General features: G+C 63.8%; 22 protein-coding genes. 5 read left to right on the top strand and 17 right to left on the bottom strand.

The genetic code is table 11. The features are described from left to right. The first annotated feature begins 56 nt into the window (after positions 1-56). On the top strand, positions 57-419 hold the full coding sequence (locus AC1MGT_RS21540; protein WP_499453473.1) for a DUF4870 family protein: 363 nt from the start codon (positions 57-59) through the stop codon (positions 417-419). Between the two features lie 30 nt (positions 420-449). Here AC1MGT_RS21540 and AC1MGT_RS21535 read toward each other — a convergent pair whose 3' ends face one another. From AC1MGT_RS21535 to phaC, 4 genes are all read right to left on the bottom strand, one after another. Further along, positions 450-1,610 carry a cystathionine beta-lyase gene (locus AC1MGT_RS21535; protein ID WP_499502015.1) on the bottom strand — a complete coding sequence of 387 codons (1,161 nt, stop codon included), beginning with the start codon at positions 1,608-1,610 and terminating at the stop codon, positions 450-452. Positions 1,611-1,622: 12 nt separating this feature from the next. Then, positions 1,623-2,984, bottom strand: coding sequence for a 30S ribosomal protein S12 methylthiotransferase RimO (rimO, locus tag AC1MGT_RS21530; RefSeq protein ID WP_258837865.1), 1,362 nt, complete (start codon positions 2,982-2,984; stop codon positions 1,623-1,625). Between the two features lie 174 nt (positions 2,985-3,158). After that, a complete protein-coding gene (gene phaR, locus AC1MGT_RS21525) occupies positions 3,159-3,725 on the bottom strand; it encodes a polyhydroxyalkanoate synthesis repressor PhaR (protein WP_183551781.1) in 567 nt (188 codons plus the stop codon). Between the two features lie 204 nt (positions 3,726-3,929). Then, positions 3,930-5,699, bottom strand: coding sequence for a class I poly(R)-hydroxyalkanoic acid synthase (gene phaC, locus AC1MGT_RS21520; protein WP_499502014.1), 1,770 nt, complete (start codon positions 5,697-5,699; stop codon positions 3,930-3,932). A 61-nt stretch (positions 5,700-5,760) separates the two neighbouring features. On the opposite strand from phaC, the gene AC1MGT_RS21515 reads away from it, so the two are divergent. Next, complete coding sequence (locus AC1MGT_RS21515; protein WP_499502013.1) at positions 5,761-6,006, top strand: hypothetical protein; 246 nt, start codon at positions 5,761-5,763, stop codon at positions 6,004-6,006. A gap of 22 nt (positions 6,007-6,028) precedes the next feature. On the opposite strand, the gene pgeF is transcribed toward AC1MGT_RS21515, so the two are convergent. Then, positions 6,029-6,823 (bottom strand): peptidoglycan editing factor PgeF, encoded by a 795-nt coding sequence (gene pgeF, locus AC1MGT_RS21510; RefSeq protein WP_499502012.1) that lies wholly within the window; start codon positions 6,821-6,823, stop codon positions 6,029-6,031. Continuing rightward, positions 6,820-7,917 carry an RluA family pseudouridine synthase gene (locus AC1MGT_RS21505; RefSeq protein WP_183551769.1) on the bottom strand — a complete coding sequence of 366 codons (1,098 nt, stop codon included), beginning with the start codon at positions 7,915-7,917 and terminating at the stop codon, positions 6,820-6,822. The genes pgeF and AC1MGT_RS21505 overlap by 4 nt, the downstream gene beginning before the upstream one ends. Positions 7,918-7,982: 65 nt before the next feature. Here AC1MGT_RS21505 and AC1MGT_RS21500 point away from each other — a divergent pair, with 65 nt between their 5' ends. Next, entirely contained in the window at positions 7,983-8,822 is an 840-nt protein-coding gene (locus AC1MGT_RS21500; RefSeq protein ID WP_499502010.1) for an outer membrane protein assembly factor BamD, read from the top strand. A 115-nt stretch (positions 8,823-8,937) separates the two neighbouring features. Here the strand turns inward: AC1MGT_RS21500 and yaaA are convergent, their stop codons facing one another. After that, on the bottom strand, positions 8,938-9,717 hold the full coding sequence (gene yaaA, locus AC1MGT_RS21495) for a peroxide stress protein YaaA (protein WP_499504343.1): 780 nt from the start codon (positions 9,715-9,717) through the stop codon (positions 8,938-8,940). A 36-nt stretch (positions 9,718-9,753) separates the two neighbouring features. Between yaaA and AC1MGT_RS21490 the strand changes: the two genes are divergently transcribed. Together AC1MGT_RS21490 and AC1MGT_RS21485 are read left to right on the top strand one after the other, a co-directional pair. Further along, a complete protein-coding gene (locus tag AC1MGT_RS21490; protein WP_499502009.1) occupies positions 9,754-10,221 on the top strand; it encodes a putative toxin-antitoxin system toxin component, PIN family in 468 nt (155 codons plus the stop codon). Between the two features lie 36 nt (positions 10,222-10,257). After that, positions 10,258-11,415 carry a pyridoxal phosphate-dependent aminotransferase gene (locus tag AC1MGT_RS21485; RefSeq protein ID WP_499502008.1) on the top strand — a complete coding sequence of 386 codons (1,158 nt, stop codon included), beginning with the start codon at positions 10,258-10,260 and terminating at the stop codon, positions 11,413-11,415. Between the two features lie 30 nt (positions 11,416-11,445). Here the strand turns inward: AC1MGT_RS21485 and paeA are convergent, their stop codons facing one another. The 10 genes from paeA to AC1MGT_RS21435 form a co-directional block, all read right to left on the bottom strand. Then, positions 11,446-12,777 carry a polyamine export protein PaeA gene (paeA, locus tag AC1MGT_RS21480; protein ID WP_499502006.1) on the bottom strand — a complete coding sequence of 444 codons (1,332 nt, stop codon included), beginning with the start codon at positions 12,775-12,777 and terminating at the stop codon, positions 11,446-11,448. A 109-nt stretch (positions 12,778-12,886) separates the two neighbouring features. After that, positions 12,887-13,933, bottom strand: coding sequence for a tetratricopeptide repeat protein (locus AC1MGT_RS21475; protein ID WP_499502005.1), 1,047 nt, complete (start codon positions 13,931-13,933; stop codon positions 12,887-12,889). Next, the gene (locus AC1MGT_RS21470; RefSeq protein ID WP_499502004.1) at positions 13,930-14,820 is read right to left on the bottom strand and encodes an ExeA family protein; all 891 of its coding nucleotides are present in this window, start codon (positions 14,818-14,820) and stop codon (positions 13,930-13,932) included. The genes AC1MGT_RS21475 and AC1MGT_RS21470 overlap by 4 nt, the downstream gene beginning before the upstream one ends. After that, positions 14,820-16,655: a pilus (MSHA type) biogenesis protein MshL gene (gene mshL / locus AC1MGT_RS21465; RefSeq protein WP_499502003.1), complete on the bottom strand. Its 1,836-nt coding sequence runs from the start codon at positions 16,653-16,655 to the stop codon at positions 14,820-14,822. The genes AC1MGT_RS21470 and mshL overlap by 1 nt, the downstream gene beginning before the upstream one ends. A 20-nt stretch (positions 16,656-16,675) precedes the next feature. Beyond that, on the bottom strand, positions 16,676-17,038 hold the full coding sequence (locus AC1MGT_RS21460; protein WP_499502002.1) for a hypothetical protein: 363 nt from the start codon (positions 17,036-17,038) through the stop codon (positions 16,676-16,678). After that, a complete protein-coding gene (locus tag AC1MGT_RS21455; RefSeq protein ID WP_499502001.1) occupies positions 17,023-17,727 on the bottom strand; it encodes a hypothetical protein in 705 nt (234 codons plus the stop codon). The genes AC1MGT_RS21460 and AC1MGT_RS21455 overlap by 16 nt, the downstream gene beginning before the upstream one ends. Further along, positions 17,724-18,383 carry a PilN domain-containing protein gene (locus AC1MGT_RS21450; RefSeq protein WP_499502000.1) on the bottom strand — a complete coding sequence of 220 codons (660 nt, stop codon included), beginning with the start codon at positions 18,381-18,383 and terminating at the stop codon, positions 17,724-17,726. Before AC1MGT_RS21450 ends, AC1MGT_RS21455 begins: the two co-directional genes overlap by 4 nt. After that, positions 18,380-19,309 (bottom strand): agglutinin biogenesis protein MshI, encoded by a 930-nt coding sequence (locus AC1MGT_RS21445; RefSeq protein ID WP_499501999.1) that lies wholly within the window; start codon positions 19,307-19,309, stop codon positions 18,380-18,382. Before AC1MGT_RS21445 ends, AC1MGT_RS21450 begins: the two co-directional genes overlap by 4 nt. Before the next feature lie 240 nt (positions 19,310-19,549). Continuing rightward, positions 19,550-20,008, bottom strand: coding sequence for a type II secretion system protein (locus tag AC1MGT_RS21440; RefSeq protein ID WP_499453443.1), 459 nt, complete (start codon positions 20,006-20,008; stop codon positions 19,550-19,552). A 271-nt stretch (positions 20,009-20,279) separates the two neighbouring features. Beyond that, complete coding sequence (locus AC1MGT_RS21435) at positions 20,280-21,527, bottom strand: type II secretion system F family protein (protein WP_499501998.1); 1,248 nt, start codon at positions 21,525-21,527, stop codon at positions 20,280-20,282. Positions 21,528-21,533: the final 6 nt, after the last annotated feature.

Here is a 21,533-nt window from a genome sequence, read left to right as displayed (position 1 = left end):
CAGATGGTGCTGCTACAATGGCAACAAAGGGGGATGTCCCCGCAAGAGGAGACGGTATGTCGCAAGAACTGATTCTGGAACGAGGCGTCGAAGACAACAAGCACTGGGCGCGCATCCTGTATGTGATCCATGCGCTGACGTTCTTCTTTTCGCTCGGCATGCTGTCGATCGTGCCGGTGATCGTCAACTACATCAAGCGCCCCGATACGGCCGGTACGATGGTCTACACCCATCACACGTGGATGATCCGCTCGTTCTGGTGGTACGTGGTGTGGATGGCGGTTGGCGCGGTGCTGTTCGCCACCATCATCGGCATTCCTGCCGCGTGGGTGGTGTGGCCCGTCGCATGGATCTGGAAGGCCTATCGCCTGATCCGCGGCTTCATCGATTTGAACAACAACCGCGCAATGCCGGTGTAAAAAAATGGGGCCAGTGGCCCCATTTTTATGTCATAACGCGTTGAAGGCCCGTGCCAGATCAGCGATCAGGTCGGCCGGGTCTTCCAGGCCCACATTGAAACGCACCAGTACCCCGCCCTCCCACCGATCCCGCAAGCTGTTGATCCGATAAGGCATCACAAGGCTGTTGGGACCGCCCCAGCTATAGCCGATCCCGAACAGCGTCAGCGCATCGACCATGCGATCGACCTGCGCCTCGTCGAAGCGTGCGTCGAACACCACCGAGAACAAGCCACCTGCCCCGGTAAAATCGCGCTGCCAGAACGCATGGCCCGGGCAGTCTTCAAACGCCGGATGCAGCACCTTTGCGATCTCGGGCCGTCCCTTGAACCAGGTGGCCAGTTCGCGCGCACTGGCGTCGTGACGCTCGAAGCGCATCTTCATCGTCGGCAAGCCGCGCTGCACGAGATACGCATCGTCGGGGCTCACGCCCAGGCCCAGCCGCATGTGTGCCAGCGCCAGCCGGTCGTTCAGCGCGCGGTCGCGCGTGATCACGGCGCCCATCAACAGGTCGGCGCCGCCCGACTGGTACTTGGTCAGCGCGTGCATGACGATGTCGGCGCCAAGATCGAACCCGCGCAGCGCCAGGCCCGCCGACCACGTATTGTCGAGCGCTACCAGCACGCCCCGGGCATGCGCCGCGTAGCACAGCGCCGGCAGATCGGGCACTTCCATCGACACCGAGCCTGGCGCCTCGGCCCACAGCAGCTTGGTGTTGGGCTGGATCAGCGCGGCGATGCCGGCGCCGACCATCGGATCGTAGTAGCGTGCAGTGACGCCGAAATCGGCGCTGAGCCAGCGGCCCAGTTCACGGTTCGGGTTGTAGACGTTCTCGGGCAACAGCACATCGTCGCCGCTTTTGAGCAGCGCGAAATCGACCATCGCGATCGCCGCCAGGCCCGACGGCGTGAGCAGGCAATGGTTGCCGCCCTCGATCTCGGCCAGCTTGCCTTCCAGCGTGAACGTGGTGGGCGTGCCGTGCAAGCCGTAGGTGTAGGCGGTCTTGTCTGTCCACTGGCTCGCGCGCATCGCCGCCGTGTTCGCAAACAGCACGGTCGACGCGCGGTGCGTCGCCGGCGGGAAGGCATCGAACCCCGCCGGTGCAACATAGTCGCTATGCACCAGCGTGGTCTGGATCGACTTGGCGCTCATGAGCTCAGCCGATTAGACGGGATTGGCCCACAGGTCGTGCGCATCGGCCTTCGTGATGACGACATCGGCGAACTGGCCGACGACCAGTTTGCTCTTGCCTGGCACGAGTGGCCGCTTGATGTGCACGACACCGTCGATTTCCGGCGCATCGGCGCTCGAACGGCCGATCGCTTCGCGGGCGCCGACTTCGTCGATCAGCACGCGCAGTGTCTTGCCGACCTTGGCCTGCAGGCGCTTGGCCGAGATCTCTTCTTGCAGCAGCATGACGCGCGCGCGGCGCTCTTCACGCACTTCTTCCGGCACCGGATTGTCGAGCAGGTTGGCGGTTGCGCCTTCGACCGGCGAATAGGCAAAGCAACCCAGGCGATCGATCTGCGCTTCTTTCAGGAAGTCGAGCAGATACTCGAACTCGGCCTCGGTCTCGCCCGGGAAGCCGGCGATGAAGGTCGAGCGGATCGTCAGGTCCGGGTTCATCGAACGCCATTTCAGGATGCGCTCGAGATTGCGCTCGCCGCTGGCCGGGCGCTTCATGCGCTTCAAGACATCCGGATGCGCGTGCTGCATCGGAATGTCGAGGTACGGCAGCACGTGGCCATCGCCCATGAACGGGATCGCATGGTCGACGTGCGGGTATGGATAGACGTAGTGCAGGCGGACCCAGGCGTCGTACTGGCGCGCGAGCTGGCCCAGCGCTTCGACCAGCTGCGTCATGTGCGTCTTGATCGGGCGGCCATTCCAGAAGCCGGTGCGGAACTTGACGTCCACGCCGTAGGCACTGGTGTCCTGCGAGATCACGAGCAGTTCCTTGACGCCCGACTTGAACAGGTTCTCAGCTTCGACCAGCACTTCGTCGATGCGGCGCGAGACCAAGTCGCCGCGCATCGACGGGATGATGCAGAAGCTGCAGCGGTGGTTGCAGCCTTCGGAAATCTTCAGGTAGGCGTAGTGCTTGGGCGTGAGTTTCACGCCGTGGTCCGGCACCAGGTCGATGAACGGATCGTGCGGTTTCGGCAGGTGCAGGTGGACCGAGTCCATCACCTCGGCCAGCGCATGCGGGCCGGTCACGGCCAGCACCTTCGGGTGCACCTTGGTGATGATGTCGTCGCCTGCAGCATCCTTCTTGGCGCCCAGGCAGCCGGTGACGATCACCTTGCCGTTTTCGGCCAGCGCTTCGCCGATGGCGTCGAGCGACTCCTGCACGGCAGCGTCGATGAAGCCACAGGTATTGACGATCACGAGGTCCGCCCCGTCGTACGAGTTGGCGGTTTGATAGCCTTCGGCGCGCAACTGGGTCAGGATCTGCTCGGAATCGACCAGCGCTTTCGGGCAGCCAAGCGAGACAAAGCCGACCTTCGGCGCGATCACGCCAGGCATCGGTGCCGGAATGATGACGCCAGGCGCCTTGGCTGCGGCAGCCAGGCTGCTAGAGTTGGCGGAAGGACTACGACGAAGTTCAGTCATGGGCAGCGGAAAAGTGTTTGGGCAATCCGCGATTGTACCTGAACCGGGCCTCGAAGGTGAGGCCCTGCTGCCCCAATACCGGGTGGTTTATTTCTTGTCGGTCGGCGGGGGCGTCATGCCCGGGAATGGAAACACGCCGAACATCGCCTTGCTCTGGCTCTGCATCTGTTCCTGCATCTGGATGAACAGGTTCTTGCTCTGGTCGATGTAGTTGTTCATCATGCCCTGCATCATCGGACCCTGGACGTTCATGAACTGGGTCCACATCTCGGGGCTGAATGGCTTGCCCTCGATGGCGCCGGCGGCGTTGCTGGTGAATTTGTGCTGGATGTCGGTGAAGGCCTGGACGTTCTTTTCCAGGTACGAGCCCATCATGCCCTGCATCGCGTGGCCGTAGTAGCGGATGATTTGCGAGAGTACCGAGCTCGAGAACATCGGCACGCCATTCGCTTCTTCTTCAAGAATGATCTGGAGCAAGATCGCGCGGGTCAGGTCTTCGCTGCTCTTGGCGTCGACCACCGTGAAATCGTCGGCGTCGAGCACCAATTGCTTGACGTCCGACAGCGTGATGTAGGAACTGGTCTGCGTGTCGTACAGACGACGGTTCGGATATTTCTTGATCAGGCGTTCTGCACTCTTCTTCACACTGCTCATCTCTGGTTCCATGGTTTGCGGCGCTGCTTCGTGAGCCGCGCACTTATGATTATTCTGGCCGGCGTGGCCGGCCCGTCTCCACCCGACCCACGGCCGGAGCGACCGTGGGGGATAACAGACACCTTACCATGCAATTGTGGCGGTTGCAGCAATTACCAGATGCATCACAAGTATGGCTTTTATGTCAATACGTCGCAGCGACTGCTAGTCGGCCCTGACTTGTACATAGCGCCCCGGCGCTGGCTCGGACGGTGGATAGTCGCTGCTGCCAGCGGTGCCTGGAGCCGGCACTTGCGCGCCGCCGTTCTCCGCCAAAAATTTTGCCCACTCCGGCCACCAACTGCCTTTGTGCTCTGCAGCACTCTCGAACCAGGCACCATCCGTCTTGGGCCGCGACTTGCCGCCCTTGTCATTGGCCCAGTAACTGCGCTTGTTTTTCGAGGCCGGGTTGATGACGCCGGCGATATGGCCCGACGCACCCAGCACGAAGCGGTTGGCTTTCGGGTTGCCCGGATTGAGCAGCTGCATCGAGGCGAATGCCGCCGTCCATGGCACGATATGGTCTTCCTTCGAGCCGTAGACGAACACCGGTGCATCGATGGCACCCAGATTGACCGGCACGCCACACACCGTCAGCGCGCCCGGTTGCTTGAGCTTGTTCTCCAGATACATATTACGCAAGTACCAGCAGAACATCGGCCCCGGCAGATTGGTGCTGTCGGCGTTCCAGTACAACAGATCGAAGGCCGGCGGCTCCTTGCCCTTCAGGTAGTTTTGCTGGACATAATTCCAGACCAGGTCGTTCGGCCGCAGCGACGAGAACGTCGTTGCCAGGTCGCGGCCCGGCATCAGCCCGCCGGCCGCGAGCTTCTGCTCGCGCAGCGCCACCTGGGTTTCGTCGATGAATACTTCGAGCACCCCGGCGTCGGAAAAGTCCAGCAGCGTGGTCAGCAGCGACAGGCTGGCGGCCGGCTGGCGGCCGCGTGCGGCCAGCACGGCCAGCGCCGTCGCGGCGATAGTGCCGCCGACGCAGAAGCCGAACACGTGCGCTTTTTCTTGCCCGGTGATCTGGGCAACGACATCAAGCGCACGGATCGCGCCGTCTTCGACGTAATCGTCCCAGCGAAGGTGCGACTGGCTGCGGTCCGGATTGCGCCAGGAGACCATGAACACGGTATGGCCCTGCTCCACCACGTAACGCACCAGCGAATTTTCGGGCTGCAGGTCGAGGATATAAAACTTGTTGATGCACGGCGGGATCATGACCAGCGGCACGCTGTGCACGTTCGCCGTGGTCGGCGTGTACTGGATCAGCTGGAACAAATCGTTTTCGAACACGACCTGGCCGGCCGTGTTGCCGACATTGCGGCCGACTTCGAAGGCTGTTTCGTCGGATTGCGAAATACGGCCCTTCTGCATGTCGGTCAGCATATTGGTAAGACCCTTGGTCAGGCTTTCGCCCTGGGTCTCGATCATCTGCTGCTGCGCTTCCGGATTGGTGGCCAGGAAATTGGCGGGCGACATCGCGTCGATCATCTGCTGGACCGAGAAGCGCAGCTTCTGGCGCTCGCGCGGCCCAACTTCGACCGCATCGGCCATGGCCATCATGCATTCGGCGTTCAGCAGGTACGAGGCAGCCGAAAACGCCGACAGCGGATTGCCGCGCCATTCTGCTGCCGCGAAGCGCCGGTCGCTCAGCTCGGGCGTCTTGCCCAGCATGACGTCTTGCCACAGCTGAGTTGCTTTCTTGAGATAATCGTCACGGATCGCTTCCATGCGGGCCGTGTCGATGCCGGCGCCGGCATCTTTGAGGAAGCCGGCCAGCGGACTGGCGCCGCCCGGGGCCGGCATTGCTGGCATGGGTGGCATGGCTGGCATGGTGGACATCATCGTCATCCAGGGCTGCCAGGCGGCAGGATCGGACCATTGGGACAACCAGGCAGCGGCAAGCGCTTGTGGATCAGGCATGTTCATGTGGGCATCCGTTGTTAGAATTGCGTCTCTTCAACCAAGTACGACAACCGGGAACTACAGCATGTGGATCGTTGCCATTGCCTGGATCTATGTCGTAGTGCTCATGGCAGCAACCGAGCCGACCGTCGTGGGCGGCATCATGACCTTCGTGTTTTATTGCGCACTGCCATTATCCATACTTTTTTATATCACTGGCGCGAAACGGGGCCGGCAGCGCGGGCCAGGGCCGCAGTCGCGTCGTCATGTGGATACCCGGCGTGAGTCGCCCGCAGACGACATGGATGACGGCGGCGGTGACGGCGACTGAGCCGTATTGCATCGCGCCGGATCTATCTCATCCAGATGACGCTAGCCTGGCGGCCGGTCACGCCATCGCGGCGGTAGGAATAAAAGCGCTCCGGCGCACCGGCCGTACACAGCCCGCCACCGTGCACGCGTTCGACGCCGTCACGCGCCAGGGTCAAACGTGACAGCGTGAACATGTCAGCGAGGTATTTACCGGGCCGACCCGGGTAGGCAGAGAAGCAGGCACGTGTTGCGTCACCCGGCAGCGCCGCGGCAAATGCCGCCACCACGTCGTCGCCAACCTCGAACGCATTGGGACCGATAGCCGGCCCCATCCACGCCGTGATCTCGCCCGCGCCTGCCGCACGCATGGCGCGCACGGTTGAACCCAACACCCCACCGGCCAAACCGCGCCAGCCGGCGTGCGCCGCGCCCACCACCTTGCCATCCAGATCGGCAAACAGCACCGGCAGGCAATCGGCAGTCAGGATGGCGCAGACGATTCCAGGCATCGTGGCGATGCTGGCGTCGCCCGTGCGCACTGGCTGGTCCGGGCCCACGGTGCCGGCGTCGACGACGTCGGCACCGTGCACCTGGGCGATCCAGGCCGGACGGCCCGGCAACCAGGCTTGCAGCAAGGCGCGATTGGCCGCGACGGCGTCTGGCGCGTCGTTCACGTGCAGGCCCAGATTCAGGCCCCCGCCACCCTTGCCGTCGTCGTACGGACCGACGGAGACGCCGCCATCGCGGCTGGTCGCCAGCGCGCCCACGGTCGCCGGCAAGTCAGGCCAATCTGGCCAGACCAGCGCTGAATGGGACAACGGGGCCAGCGTGCTCATGCGCGGTAGGTGACGACGCCGTTGTCGTCGTCCGCGGCATCCTCGATCGCCGTGCCGAACTCACCCAGTTCCGGCTCTTCGATGCCCGCGCGCGCGATCAGCTCGGCGAAATCGTCGGCCAGCGGCACGGTCCATTCGCATTGCTCACCGGTGGCCGGATGCACGAGGCCGAGGCGACGCGCCTGCAGCGCCTGGCGCGGGAACACCGGCGTCAGGTGGCGCTTGCCGTAGACAGCATCGCCGACGAGCGAAAAGCCCAGCGACTGCATGTGCACGCGAATCTGGTGGGTGCGGCCAGTCTCCAGACGGCAGCGTACCAGCGTGACGGGACGCCGGTCGAGCTCGCCCGAAATGACGCGCTCGTAATGGGTGATCGCCGGCTTGGCAAACGGGCTGCTCGAGACGGCCATCTTGACGCGATCCTTGGCGTCGCGCCCCATCGGGCTATCAATCGTGCCCGACAGGCGCGGCGTGCCCCACACCAGCGCGAAGTATTCGCGCTTGACGGTGCGTGCCTGCAGCTGGCGTACAAGGTCGGTCTGGGCGGCGAGCGTCTTGCCGACCACCATCAGGCCACTGGTATCCTTGTCGAGACGGTGGACGATGCCGGCGCGCGGCACACCAACCAGTTGCGGGCAGTGATGCAGCAGGCCGTTGAGCAGCGTGCCGGTCCAGTTGCCCGAACCCGGGTGCACGACGAGGCCCGCCGGCTTGTTGACGACCATGATGTCGTCGTCTTCGTACACGATGGTGAGATCCATCGCTTCCGGCGCGAACGCCGTGTCTTCAGGCGCAGCTTGTGGCACGACGACAATGGCTTCATCGCCATAGGCCGTGTCCTTGCCCCGGGCCGGTTTACCGTCAACCGTGATGTGGCCGCTTTCGAACCATTGCTGCAGGCGGCTGCGCGAGAACTGGGGCACCAGGCCGGCCACTACCTTGTCGAGGCGCTGGCCGCAGTGTTCCTCTTGCAGCGCCAGGGTAATGGGCGACAGATCGGTGCCTGGCAACGGGACGAACCCGATCTCCAGCTCATCGTCAAAATCAGGGTCAATCGGTAAATCCGCCGGATTCGGCGCAGGAGTTAATATCACGTGAGTCCCATCGGCTATAATCAGCCGTTCGTTGAATCTAGGTAAAACATTTCTTGCAAAAAGCTATGCAAAAAAAATTGTCTGTGTTGGTCGCTACTTGCGCCCTCGTCGGTCTGTCGGCATGCAGTATGCTGCCAAAGGCCAAGGACGAGTCCAAAAACTGGTCGGCGGAGAAATTATACGCTGAGGCGCGCGAAGAGATGGCAGGTGGGCACTACGAAGCCGCAATCCCGTTGTTCCAGCGGCTCGAAACCAACTTCCCATTCGGCGTGTACGCAACACAAGCGCAGATGGAAGTGGCGTACGCCCACTACAAGTCGGCTGACCAGGCGCAAGCGCTGGCAGCGGTCGAGCGCTTCATCAAGCTGCACCCTAACCACCCCCAGGTCGACTACATGTACTACCTGCGTGGCCTGATCAATTTCAACGATCAGCTCGGGTTCTTCAGCTTCGTGTACTCGCAGGACCCGACCGAGCGCGATCCGCGTGCAACGCGTGAAGCGTTCGCCGCGTTCAAGGCGCTGGTCGACAAGTACCCGAACAGCAAGTACGCAGCCGACGCGACCGAGCGCATGAGCTATCTGATCAATGCGATGGCCCAGTACGAAGTGCACGTGGCGAATTACTACTACCGCCGCGGCGCGTACCTGGCGGCGCTCAATCGTGCCCAGGATGCGGTGACCAACTACACCGATGCCCCGGCACGTGAAGAAGCGCTGTTCATCATGATCCGCTCGTATGACAAGCTCGGCATGCCGCTGCTGCGCGACGATACGCAGCGTGTGTTCGCGCTGAACTATCCGGACAGCTACTTCCTGAACCCGAACGCACGCGGCGATGCGCCGTGGTGGAAGTTCTGGTCCAAGGGTGGCGCCAAGGCGGCGCCGAAGGATGCGGTGCAGTAAGCAGCAGCAAGCACATAGGGTGGACGGCTATGCCGTCCACGCGTTCAAACCTCGGCCCGCAATAGGCAAAGCCGATTTGAACGCGTGGGCGGGATACCCGCCCACCCTACGACGTTTACCCGACAGCGTCGGCGATGCGGCGCCGGAACACCCACGCGCGCTCGCTTGACGCCGCCGGCTCGAAAGCATAGCCGTCGACATCGAAGTCCTTGAGCCCCTCGGGATCCGTGATGCCGTTCTCGGTGGCATAGCGCGCCATCATCCCGCGCGCACGCTTGGCGTAGAACGAGATGATCTTGTAGTTGCCATTTTTCCAGTCCTGGAACACGGGCTCGATGACCGGCGCAGCCAGCAGCCTGGGCTTGACCGACTTGAAGTACTCGGTCGAGGCCAGATTCACCAGCGCCGTTGAGCCGTTCTCTGCCAGTTGCGTGTTCAGGGCGGCGGTGATCGTCTCGCCCCAGAACGCGTACAGGTCCTTGCCGCGCGGCGTAGCCAGCCGGGTGCCCATTTCCAGGCGATACGGATGCATCTGGTCCAATGGCCGCAGAACGCCGTACAGGCCCGACAGGATGCGCACGTGGCGCTGGGCAAACGTCAGCGCCTCGGTGTTCAACGTGCGCGCATCGAAGCCCGTGTACACGTCGCCATTGAACGACATGATCGCCGGCCGCGCTTGTCCATGATCGGCTTCCCAGTGGGCGTAGCGCCCGACGTTAAGCATCGACAGCGCGTCGGACAGGTCCATCAATTCGCTGATCGAGGCGGGTGAATGGCCGCGCAGGACCTCGATCAGTTCGCCTGCATGGGCAATGAAATCGGGTGTGGACTGGTGCGGCGTGCTCAGGGGCGATTCGAGATCGAGGGACTTGGCGGGAGACAGGACAATCAGCATGGCCGTACGAAACTTTTCCATAAATAAGCAACCGACATGATAACCGCTCCAGCCCCAACCATCGTCATCGACACCAATGTGCTGCTCGACCTGTTCGTGTTCCACGATCCGCGCTGGGCCGACCTGCTTGCCGCCATCGAATCGAAGGAGATCGACGCCATCACGCGCGCCGACTGCCGCGCCGAATACCTGGCCGTGCTGCACTACCATCACCTGCCGCTGGACGACGACAGCCGCCTGGCAGCCGCCGCCCGCTTCGACGCCCTGCTGCGCCTCGTTGACGTCGATTCGAAAGCGATCCGCCTGCCCGTGTGTACCGACCGCGACGACCAGAAATTCATGGAGCTCGCGCGCGATGCCGGCGCGTCGATCCTGATCAGCAAGGACAAGGCGCTGCTCAAGCTGGGACGCAAGACGGCGCAGGCGGGGCTCTTTCGCATCATGCTGCCCGAGGTGTGGGTGGCCATGTGGCGCCAGGCCAGGGCCGAAGGCACGCTAGAATAAGGCTTTACCCCATTTGCTTTCGATCAGGATGCATTCATGAGCCTCCCACCGCTGGTCTCCCGCCTGCCGCACGTCGGCACCACCGTGTTCACCCGCATGTCGCAACTGGCCATCGACCATGGCGCCGTCAACCTGGGGCAGGGTTTCCCCGATTTCGCCTGCGACCCGGCGCTGGTCGATCTGGTGACTGACGCGATGCGCGCCGGCCATAACCAGTATCCGCCGATGACCGGCCTGCCGGCGCTGCGCCAGGCGATTGCGGCCAAGATCGAGGCGACTTACGGCCATCGCTACGACGCGATTACCGAAATCACCGTGACTGCTGGCGCCAGCCAGGCGATCCAGTCGGCGATCCTGGCCGTCGTGCACCCGGGCGACGAGGTGATCGTCATCGAGCCGGCCTACGACTGCTATGCGCCGGCCATCGTGCTGGCCGGTGGCGTCGTGGTGCCGGTGACGATGCGACTGGACGCCGATGGCTACCGCGTTGAGTGGGAGGACGTGCGGGCAGCGGTCACGCCGCGCACGCGTATGGTGGTCATCAACACGCCGCATAACCCGACGGGCACGATCCTGCGCCAGGCCGATCTCGACGCGCTGGTGGCGATCGTGCAGGACACGCAGATCCTGGTGCTGTCGGACGAAGTGTATGAACACATGGTGTTCGACGGCGAGCCGCATGCCTCGGTGGCGCGCCATCCGGCGCTGGCCGAACGCGCATTCGTCGTCTCCAGCTTTGGCAAGACCTTCCACGTCACAGGCTGGAAGATCGGTTACGTGGCCGCGCCGGCTGCGTTGATGGTCGAGTTTCGCAAGGTCCACCAGTACAACGTCTTTTGCGTCAACGCGCCGATGCAGCACGCGATCGCCGCCTACCTGCAGGACCCGGCGCCGTGGCGCGACCTGCCGGCGTTCTACCAGGCCAAGCGCGATCTGTTCCGCGCCGGCTTGGCGGCGTCGCGCTTCACGCTGCTGCCGTCGGACGGCACCTACTTCCAGTGCGTGCGCTACGACGCGATCTCGGATTTGAGCGAAGCGGACTTCGCCGAATGGCTGACCCGCGAGATCAAGGTCGCCGCCATTCCCGTCTCGGCGTTCTACAGCCAGCCGAGAGAGTCGCATGTGGTGCGTTTCTGCTTTGCGAAAAAAGACGAGACGCTGCAGCTTGCGCTGGAGCGTCTCGTACGGTTGTAGGCTCAGTTCTAAGCGCAGTTTCGCCGATACCTAGTGGACGGCAGGCGTGGCCGCCCCGAGCGCCTTCTGCCCCGGGTCGAGGCGCTTGACCAGTATCTGGTCAATCCGGTGATGGTCGACGTCGAGCACCTCGAAGCGCATGCCTTCGTACTCGACGCTGTCGGTCTGCTTGGGCACCTTGCGCAGCATGAACATCATGAAGCCGGCCGCCGTCTCGTAGCGCTCTTCTTCGGGCAGCGAATGCAGGTCGATCACGCGCTTCATCTCCGCCACCGGCGTGCTGCCATCGATCAGCCACGAACCGTCTTCGCGCTGCATCGTTTGCTGGTCCGCTTCCAGCGGACTGCCCCAGCGCCCCATCACCGTCACCATGATGTCCGACAGCGTGATCACGCCGACGACAAACGCATACTCGTTGATCACGACCGCGAAGGTCTCCTTGCTGGAGCGGAAGCGGTCGAGCAGCTCGGACAGCGTCAGGCTGTCCGGGATGATCAAGACCGTGCGGATCGTCGACTCGCTCAGGTGGAAGTGCGACTGGTTGTTCAAGAGGCGCACCAGGATGTCGCGCGTATCGACATAGCCGACCACGCGGTCGATCACGCCATCGCAGACGGGGAATTTCGACAGCGAGTGCGCAGCGATCTTCTGGCGCACGCTCTCTTCGGGCTCGGTCAGGTCGAAGAACACGATGTTTTCGCGCGTCGTCATCGTCGACGTCACGGCGCGCGACTCGAGTTCGAACACGTTCTCGATGAAGTGCTGCTCCTGCTTTTGCAGCACGCCGGCCTGCGCACCCGCTTCGACTACCGCCGAGATTTCATCGAACGTGATGCGGTCTTCGCGCGTCATGTTGATGCCAAAGAGCTTGAACAAGCCGTTGGCGATCACGTTCAGCGTCCACGAAAACGGCTTGAACAGGCGGATGACGAACAGCACCGGGCGGATCACCGCCATCGCCGTCGTCTCGGGCGAGATCAGCGCGAGGCGCTTGGGCATCAGGTCCGAGAACAGCACGAACAGCGTGGTGACGAACACGAACGACAGCGTGAAGGCGATGTTTTCGCGGCCCGGGCCTGTGTAGACCACGGACAGCCACTCGAGGAAGAACGGGCGCAGCGCCCCTTCGCCCAGGATACCGCCGAGGATCGCAATGGCGTTCAGGCCAAGCTGCGAGGCGGCGAAGAAGTCGGCCGAATGCGCCTGCAGCGCCATGACCTTGCGGGCGCGCTCGTCGCCCGCCTCGGCCAGCAATTTGAGTTTGATTTTGCGGGCGCCTGCCAGCGAGATCTCGGTGAGCGACAGGAAGCCCGCCGCAAGCACCAGCACGGCCAGCAAGGCCAAATGTTCGAACAAGTTCATGGGACACCCGGGGTACTGTTATTGGGTCACGCTCGTTGACCGGGGAGCTGCGCAGGGGTACCTGCGCAGGCATGACACTTTACCATGCCAGCCCTCCCCGGCGGCGGCCTCAACGACCGAGTTGGCCCAGCCTGCGCTCGACGAAGGCCTGCAGTTCGGGCGACAGCGTCCCGCTGGCCTGCGCCTGCACGAATGCGGCGGCAGCTTCTGCATCGCGCTTGTCGGCCTGCAGCGCGATGCCCAGGCCCATCCACCAGACGCCATTGCCGGGCGAGCGCTTGAGCGCGGCCTGATAGTTCTCGGCCGCTTCATGCGCGCGACCTTCGCGCTGCAGCACGCCGGCCAGGAATGCGTGGTACTCGCCGTTGCCCGCCGCATAGGGCAGCGTGCGCATCAGGGTATCAACGGCCGGCCCGCCCCGTTCGAGCTGCAGGCGTGCCAGCAGCATCGCCAGTGCCGGCTGGCGCGCGTCGATCGCGAGCGCCGCCTGCAACTGGCGCATCGCATCGTCCGGACGGCCAGCCTCGATCAGCAGGCCGACCAGCGTCTGGCGCGCTGCTTCGTGGCGCGGATCTATCTGCAGGCCCGCCTGCAGCGTGGCGATCGCCTCGGTCACGCGACCATCTTCCAGCACGCCGAGTGCGCGCCGGTAGGCGTTTTCGGCCCGTTGCGACGGCGTGTCGGTGCGACCCGTAGCCGGTACAGCCGGTGCAGTCTTGGCCACGGCAACCGTGCGTGGTGCAGGCCTGGCGGTTGGTGCCGGAGCGACCGGCGTGACACGCCTGGCTGCCGGTGCCGGTGCCGGTGCCGGTGCCGGCTCTGGTTCCGGTGTCGGTTCCGGTGCCAACGCAGCTGGCGCCACATCGATCACCTGCACCGGCGCTGCCGCCGGCATGTCCACCACCACCGCCGTGCGTGCCGCGACTGGCGCAGCGGCCAGCACCGCAGGCGTTGGCGCGGGCGCTGTCTGCATCATCTTCCAGCCGGCGACACCGGCACCGACCGCCAGCAGCGCGCCACCGACCAGCGCCGCGCGCAGCACCGGTCCGCGACGCTCGGATGCAGCCACGGGCCGCACGTCGGCCGGCAACGGTTCTGCGCCAGGCTGGCCGGCGCGTGCATCGAGGTCCTTGAGCATCTTGTTGATCAGGCTCATGGCGCCACCACCCAGGCAAATACGCCAAGGGCGCCCATGACGATTGCGCCGCCCGTCAGCCACTGGCGGATCGCGCGCCCCACGCCCACCGTGTCACGCGCGGCGATGGCGACATGGCCACCCGCGACCTGCTGTTTACCCTGGCCGTAACTGAGCATCATCGCCTTGTGCGCCATGATGTTGACCAGGCGCGGCACGCCCCCGCTGGCCCTGTACAGGCTGCGGATCGCGGCGCTGGAAAACAGCCGCGCGCCGGTGAAGCCGGCCACGCGCAGCCGGTGCGCCACGTAGAAATCGATGTCGTCGCGGTTCAACGGTCCCAGGTGGTAGTGGAACGTGATGCGCTGGGCCAGCTGGCGGATTGAGTCCAGTTGCAGCTTGCGATTGAGTTCGGGCTGCCCGAACAGGACGATCTGCAGCAGCTTGCGCTTTTCCGTTTCCAGGTTGGTCAGCAGCCGCAGGGCTTCCAGGCTGTCGACGGGAATCGCCTGCGCTTCGTCCAGGCACAGCACGACGCGCAGGTCCTGCGCGGCCAGTTGCAGCAGGCGCAGGTTGATCGCCTTGAGCAGCTGATGCTGGTCGACGTCGCGCTCGAGCACGATCTCCAGTTCGTCGGCCAGCGCCAACATCAAGGTGCGCGGTTCGAGATACGGGTTCGGGATGTAGGCCGTGACGAACCCTTCCCCCAGCGTCGCCATGAACTTGCGGCACAACAGCGTCTTGCCGGTGCCGACTTCACCCGTGATCTTGATAAAGCCTTCGCCGCTGCGCGCGGCCACCAGGAGCGTGTTGAGGGCTTCCTGCGAGCGCGGGCTGCCGAAGAAGAAGCTGGTGTCCGGCGTGATGCCGAACGGCAGCTCGCGCAGGCCAAAGTGCGCCGCGTACATCAGTCAACGCCCCAGCCGGAAGCACGGCTGCGTGGATCGAGCTGCTCGATGCGGCGGCTCGCGTCCATCATGTCTTCGCTCCAGTCGCTGGCGCCTTCGACGATGGTCGGCTTGATCAACACGACCAGCTCGCGCTTCTGGTTGGTCCGGTTCTTGTTGCGAAACAGGTTACCCAGGAGCGGGATCTTGTCGGCGCCCGGCAGCTGGTCGGTGTCGCCGGTGGATGCCTGGCGCATCAAGCCGCCGATCGCCACCACCTGCCCGTTGCGGCCGCGCACGATGCTGTCGAGTTCCGATGTGCTCGATGCCGCCAGCGGCAGACGCAGCGTGCCACCCGAGCCCAGGTCGACATCCTTGTTGACGGTCGTGACCTGGCTGACCGAAGGGTGCACGTGCAGCAGGATGTTGCCGTTGGCGTCGATCTGCGGTGTTACGTCGAGCACGACGCCGGAGAAGAACGGCTGCACCGTCACGCTCGGGCTCACGATGCTGCCATTGTCGCCCGTCGTGATGTTGTTGGTCACGCCGGTGACGAAGAATTCATCGGTACCGATCTTGAGCACGGCCTTCTGGTTGTTGACCGCCGCGATACGGGGGCTGGACAGCACGTGCACACTGCCCTGCGATTCGAGGAACGTGATCAGCGCCGCGAAGTTATTCGTCTGAAACGCAAAGCCGAACAGCGAACCGGCTGCCGTCGCGGCGTTCGACAGCGAGAAGCCGGTGCTGGCTGCCAGGCCCTGGCCGCTGTTGATGACAGGCGGCTGGCCGCCGGTGTACGGCAATGGCGCGAGGTTGGCGCCGGGCGAAATCAGGCCGCCGGAAACGCGGTTCGGGTGCGAGCCGCGGAACGAGGCGAACGAAGCCCAGTTGATGCCGCTCTGGAAGCTGTCGTTGAGTTCCACCTCGAGGATCTTGGCTTCCAGGATCACTTGGCGGTCGACCGACAGCTGGGTGGCCTTCAGGTAGGCGTCAACGTTGCGCAATTCGTCGGGCATCGCGCGGATCACGAGCACGCCCGATTGCGGGCTGACCACGACGCTGCGACCGCCTTCGGTCGAGCCGACGATGGCGGCAATCGACAGCTTCAGGTCGCCCCAGAAATCGTTGTCCGAGCGCGTGCGCACATCGGTGCTGTTGGTCTGGGTCTGGCCGTTGCTGTTGTTGCCGTTGTTGCCGTTGTTGTTGCCGTTGTTGTTGCCGTTATTGCCGTTGTTGTTGCCGTTGTTCTGGCTGCCGTTGTTGCCGCCACCGTTGTTATTGTTGTTGCCATTGCCGGCGTCGGCCACCGACGTCGACGACACGCGCAGGTTGGACGTGCCGCTGCGCTGCGCCGTCAGGTAATTCACATGGAACATGCGGGTCTGCATCGTCAGCGGGCGGATCGCGATGCGGGCGCCGTCGATCTTGTAGTCGTAGCCGTACATGTCGCGCACCGCTTCCAGCGTCTCGACCAGCGTCACGTCCTTCAGGTTGGCGCTGATATTGCCCGTCACGTCCGGGTGCACGAGCATGTTGTAGCGGGTGCCGGCCACGATCGAGCGGAAAAACTGCTGCGCCGGGACGTTGTTGAAGGCGACGTTGAAGCGCTCTTCCAGCGCGGGCCTGGCCTTGGGCAGCTGGCTGGCCAGCGTTGCCGCGGGCGGCAGCAGCGCATTGGCCACCGCATCGTCCACTGCAGGGCGGGCGCCCTGCTGGGTGCTGGCTTTCGTCAGCTCTTTCGTGATCGCGTCATAGGTGGCGTTCTGTGGCGCGCTCTGGCAGCCGCCCAGGAGCACGGTGACGGCAAGCGCCACGGCCAGCGCGCGCGGCGCCATTACAAACTTGGGTGTCATGTGGGTACGTACTTCATCGGTTAGCGGGCAACCGGCGTCATGCCGGACAGCGGTGCATCCATGCGCAGCACCTGGCGCGCGTTGCCGCGCATGAGGATGACCTCGCCAGGCTTGATACTCGTGATCCGTGCGCCTTTGTAGAGCTCGCCCAGGCGCAGCGTTTCGCCGTCGATGACGGCCACGTGGCGCCCGCCCGCATGCGGTGCGATCAGCACCGATTGCAGGCGCGGGACGTCGCGCTGCACGGCCGGATCGAGCGCGATCCGGTCCATGCCGGCCGGCGGGCGGGTCGGGTCCTGCAACGGCTGCGCGACGGCAGGCAACTGGCACAGCGCGAGGCAGGCCAGCACGGTCTTGGTCAGGTTCTTCACAGCTTCATCCATTGTCGGTCCAGGCTGAGCGTATGCAGTGTGAGCGTCAGACGCGCGGTCGGATAGGTTTCGACGTCGAGCTGGGCGCGGCCCCAGAACATCCGCGTCGGCATCGCGTCGAGTGTGCTCATGTAGTCGACCATGTCGAGGTAATTGCCGCGCACCGTGACTTCAACGCCGTGCCGGTACAGCAAGGGCACGTCGCCCCCCGCGACCGGCGCAGCGCCTGCTGCGGCAGCCGGGGCGGTAGTAGCGCCCGGTGCGGCCAGCGGTTCGGCCGGCAACGTCCGCATTGAGACGAGCTTGAGGCGGCCGTTGGCGCGCAGGATACTTTCGACCAGTGGCCCCATGCGCTCGGGCGGCACCAGGCCATGTTCGAGCGCCAGCAGCTCGCTGCCCAGTTGCCCCATCTCTTGCTGCATCGTGTTCAGGCGCGTGCGTGCCTGGGCGTCGGGGTCGATCCGGGAACCCTCCACACGCGCCGTGATCTCGCCATCGATGGCGGCGATCGCGGTCTGCTGCTGCTCGATCTGCGTACGCAGCGCTGCCTGTTTTGCGTCCTGCGGCGCCAGCACGACCGTGTGCCCGGCAAACGCCAGCACGGCGATGGTGGCGCCAAACACCATGCCGCGCTCACGCAGCGACAGGGCGTCGATCCGCGCCGCAAGTTGGAGGACGCGCTGCTTGATTGAGGCGCTCATGGCTGCGGCTCCGTGGCGACCGACTGCAGGCTGAATTCGACATACGGCGCAGCGCGAGTGACGGGCTGGCCGTCCGCGCCGGGCACGGCTGACGGCACCGGTAGCGGCGCCGCTTCGCCGATTTGCAGGCTGGCGAACGACTTACCCTGCATCAGGGGCTCGCTGGTCAGGCGATTCAGGTAGCCAGGCACCATGGCCGGGTCCATGGCACGGCCGCGGATGCCGATCTGGGCGCCGCCCGCGTCGACTGTCACGCCGGTCAGCCACAGACCCGACATGCTCTGGCGCGCGAGCGCCTTGAAGTAACCGCCAAAGCCGTTCGTGTCACCCAGTTCGCCCCGTGACAGCGCACCGGACACATGGCGCATGGCGGCCAGCTTGCGGTCGGCGCCAAGGAGCTGGTCCGCCATCGTCGCGTCTTTCGCGCGCGGCACGAATTCGGTGTTGACCGAGGCCAGGCGTGCTTGCCGCTTGTCGAGCTGCACCGCACCGGCATCCGCCTGCTGCTGCAGTTCGGCCGTGCGCATGCTCCCCAGGAGTGCCAGGCCGGCGATGCCGACGACGATCACGCCGGCGGCCAGCGCCAGCTGCGCTGCCGACAGCACGTGCTTTTGCGGCTGGAACGCCGGATTGAACAGATTGATTTGCTGGCTCATGCGCCCTCCCCGTCCCGCAGCGCGGCGCCGATGGCAAGGAAAAAGCGCTGCTGCTGGGCCAGGTCGGCCAGCTCGGGCGTGCGCGACAGGTCGAACAGGCTCGCCAGGTTCAGCGTTTCCACCGGCGTGTACAGATTGCTGGACAGGTATTCGTCCAGCCCCGTCACGGCCGATGGGCCAAGAATGAGCTTGGCGACACTGATGAACGAGTACTGGCGCTCGAAATGGTCAAGCGAGCGTTGCAGTTCGAGCGTGATCTTGTCGAAGCTCGCGTGCTTGCGCTCGTGGTCCGGTTCGAGCAATTGCGCCAGCGTGACATCGAAGCGGCGCGACAGGTACAGCTCGCCGCGGTACGACACCGTCAGCAGGCTGCCATCGTCACCGAACGACAGCATGGCAATGCCGCGGCCTTCCGGCTCGAGCATGGCCGACACATTGCGCTGGGCCATTTCCGGGATATCGATGGCGGCCAGTTCAACCTTAGCATCCAGAAACAATTTCTGGCGCGGCGCAATAATGCTGTTTTTTGCCGCGACGACGAACACCGATTGCTGCGCGCGCGAGTTGGCGTCCAGCGCGATGTCGAGTACGTCGATGGTCGCTTCGGCGGCGGGAAAGTCGAGAATGTCCTTCAGACGCCAGCGCATCGCCGTTTTCATTTCGTCGCGCGGCACGCTGGGCGCTTCGACGTTGAGGATCTGGTAGTCGCCGCCGGTGAGCAGCGTGGTGCAATGGCGCCCCGCTGCCTGCGCGTCGCCTGCCAGCTTGTCGATCGTATCGCGCGATACACCGGTGGCCGCCTGGACGGCGAGCACAGTCGCCTGGGCGCCAGGCGTCTTCGCCACGCTCGCAACGAACACATTGTCGCCAGCGATGGCAAAACTCAGCCAGCCAGTTTTTTTCTTGGATTTCTTAAACAAATGCATGCAGGCCGCAATCTGGTCGCACTATGGGTCGTTACCGACAATTTCTTGATTATAGACAAGAGTGATTGAGGGCAATTACAAAAAGACGCACGGTAAGTGAAGTTATTTCCGGCGTGTGGCTAGCAAGCCACCGATTTCGCCGCCCCCGCTTTCCACGCCTGGTGCCCTCCAGCGCTGACGAGGGCTGGACCATAAAAAAAGCGCTGCCGCAGCAGCGCTTTTTTAATCAGATCACGGGGATCATTCGCACTTGGTGCTGATCACCTGGATGACCGGTGCCGGCACAGCGGCGGTCGCCTCGGTGTAGCGCACGTTGCAGGTGTTATCCAGGGCTGCCGGCATGTTCAACGGCGTGAACGTCACGGTTTGACCAGCGATTGCCGACTTGTAGTCCTTGTCGCTCAGACCCGCTGCCGCGCCAATGGTGGCCACGCTTGGGTAGCCATTGACCATCTTGATGGTCTCGCCTTCGACAACGATGTCGGTGGCATTGGTAATCAGGAATTTGCCACGCAACATCGACGACGCGGCGCTCAGGGCACCACGGGCGCCCTGCAGCGACGCTGCACGGGCATCGCCGCTCAGGCTGGCGAATTTCGGCAGCGCCGTTGCTGCCAGAATGCCCAGGATGACGATCACGACGATCAATTCGATCAGGGTGAAACCGCCTTGCGCGCCTTTGTTGAAACCTTTGTTCATCGCTACTCTCCGTATGATTGAAAGGAAAAAATTCCTTTCGACTGGTTGATCGAGGACCGGTGCACCAAGGCACGCCGTGGACCGATCCTCCTGATATCTTCGCCCTCATCCAAGCCTGACGGCGGAGAGCGCATAAAGAATTCTACATTGACCCTAGGAAATTTCGATATCCAGGAAGAACTTTCCACAAAGTATTTTGAGCTAGTGCGACTTTTCCGCCCGGCAAGCATTATTTTGGTGCCATTTCGCAACACTCGGCTGGAAACCTGTGTTATTTCGGATGCAATGCCGCCTGTCCCAGATCCCAGATTGGCAGGAAAATACCCAGCGCCAGTATCAGCACCATGACACCCAGGAAGGTGATCAGGATTGGCTCGATCTGGCTCGAGAGTGTCTTGAGCTCGTAGTCGACTTCGCGCTCGTACATCAGGGCAATCTCATCCATCAGGTCATCGATCGAACCCGTTTCCTCGCCCACGGCGATCATCTGCAGGACGATCGGCGTGAACACGTTCGCAGCGGTCGACGTGCGCAGGATGCTCTCCCCGCGCTCAACGCCGTCGCGCATCTGGTCGATGCGCGAACTGAGGTAGGCGTTGTCCGCCGTCTGCGACACCACCGTCAATGCCTGCACGATCGGTACGCCGCTGCGCAGCGACAGCGCGAAGCTCCGTGCGAAACGCGCCATCGTCCCTTTGTGGATGATCTTGCCGGCAATGGGCAGGCGCAGCTTGACGCGGTCCCAGACCAGCCGGCCATTTACCGTGCGGGTCCATGCCTTGAAGCCGACAATGGATGCAACAGTCACGCCAGCGAGCGCCGGCCACCAGGCAATCGTGAATTGCGAGGTCGTCAGCAGCACGCGTGTCATCAGGGGCAATTCGGCGCCAAACGACGCGAACACCGAGGCAAACTTGGGGATCACGAAAACATTCACGACGACCATCGCCAGCACCATGGCGATCACGACAAAGGTCGGATAGCGCAGCGCCGTCTTGACGCGCTCGCGCATGTCGCGATCGAACTCGAGGTGGTCGAACAGGCGCAGGAAGACTTCCTCCAGGCGCCCCGTCATTTCACCGACCTTCACCATCGACAGGTAGAACGGCGTAAAGACGAGCGGGTGGCGGCCCATCGCGATCGACAACTCACGGCCGGCGTCGAGCGACTCGCGCAGGTCCTTGATGATGCGCGCGAATGATGTGCTGATGGCTGACTCCTGCAGCCCGGCCAGCCCGCGCATGATCGGCACGCCGGACTTGAGCAGCGTGTAGATCTGACGGCTGAACAGCTGCACGTCCATCGACGTGACCTTTTTCTCGAACAGGCGCTCGCGCCAGCTGAGGCTGCTGCTGCCAGCGCCGCCACTGGTCGCGCGGCGCTTGGTCACGCTGATCTCGAGCGGCGTCACGCCACTGCCGAAGAGCTGGTCGGCAACGGCGCCGCTGTCGGCGCCTTCGAGCACGCCCTGCAGCAACTCGCCGCGTCCGTCGCGGCCTTTATAGGCGAAAAATGGCATCGTTTA

The organism is Telluria sp. BA11, assembly GCF_056680305.1.
This window is presented reverse-complemented; position numbering and strand designations above follow the sequence as displayed.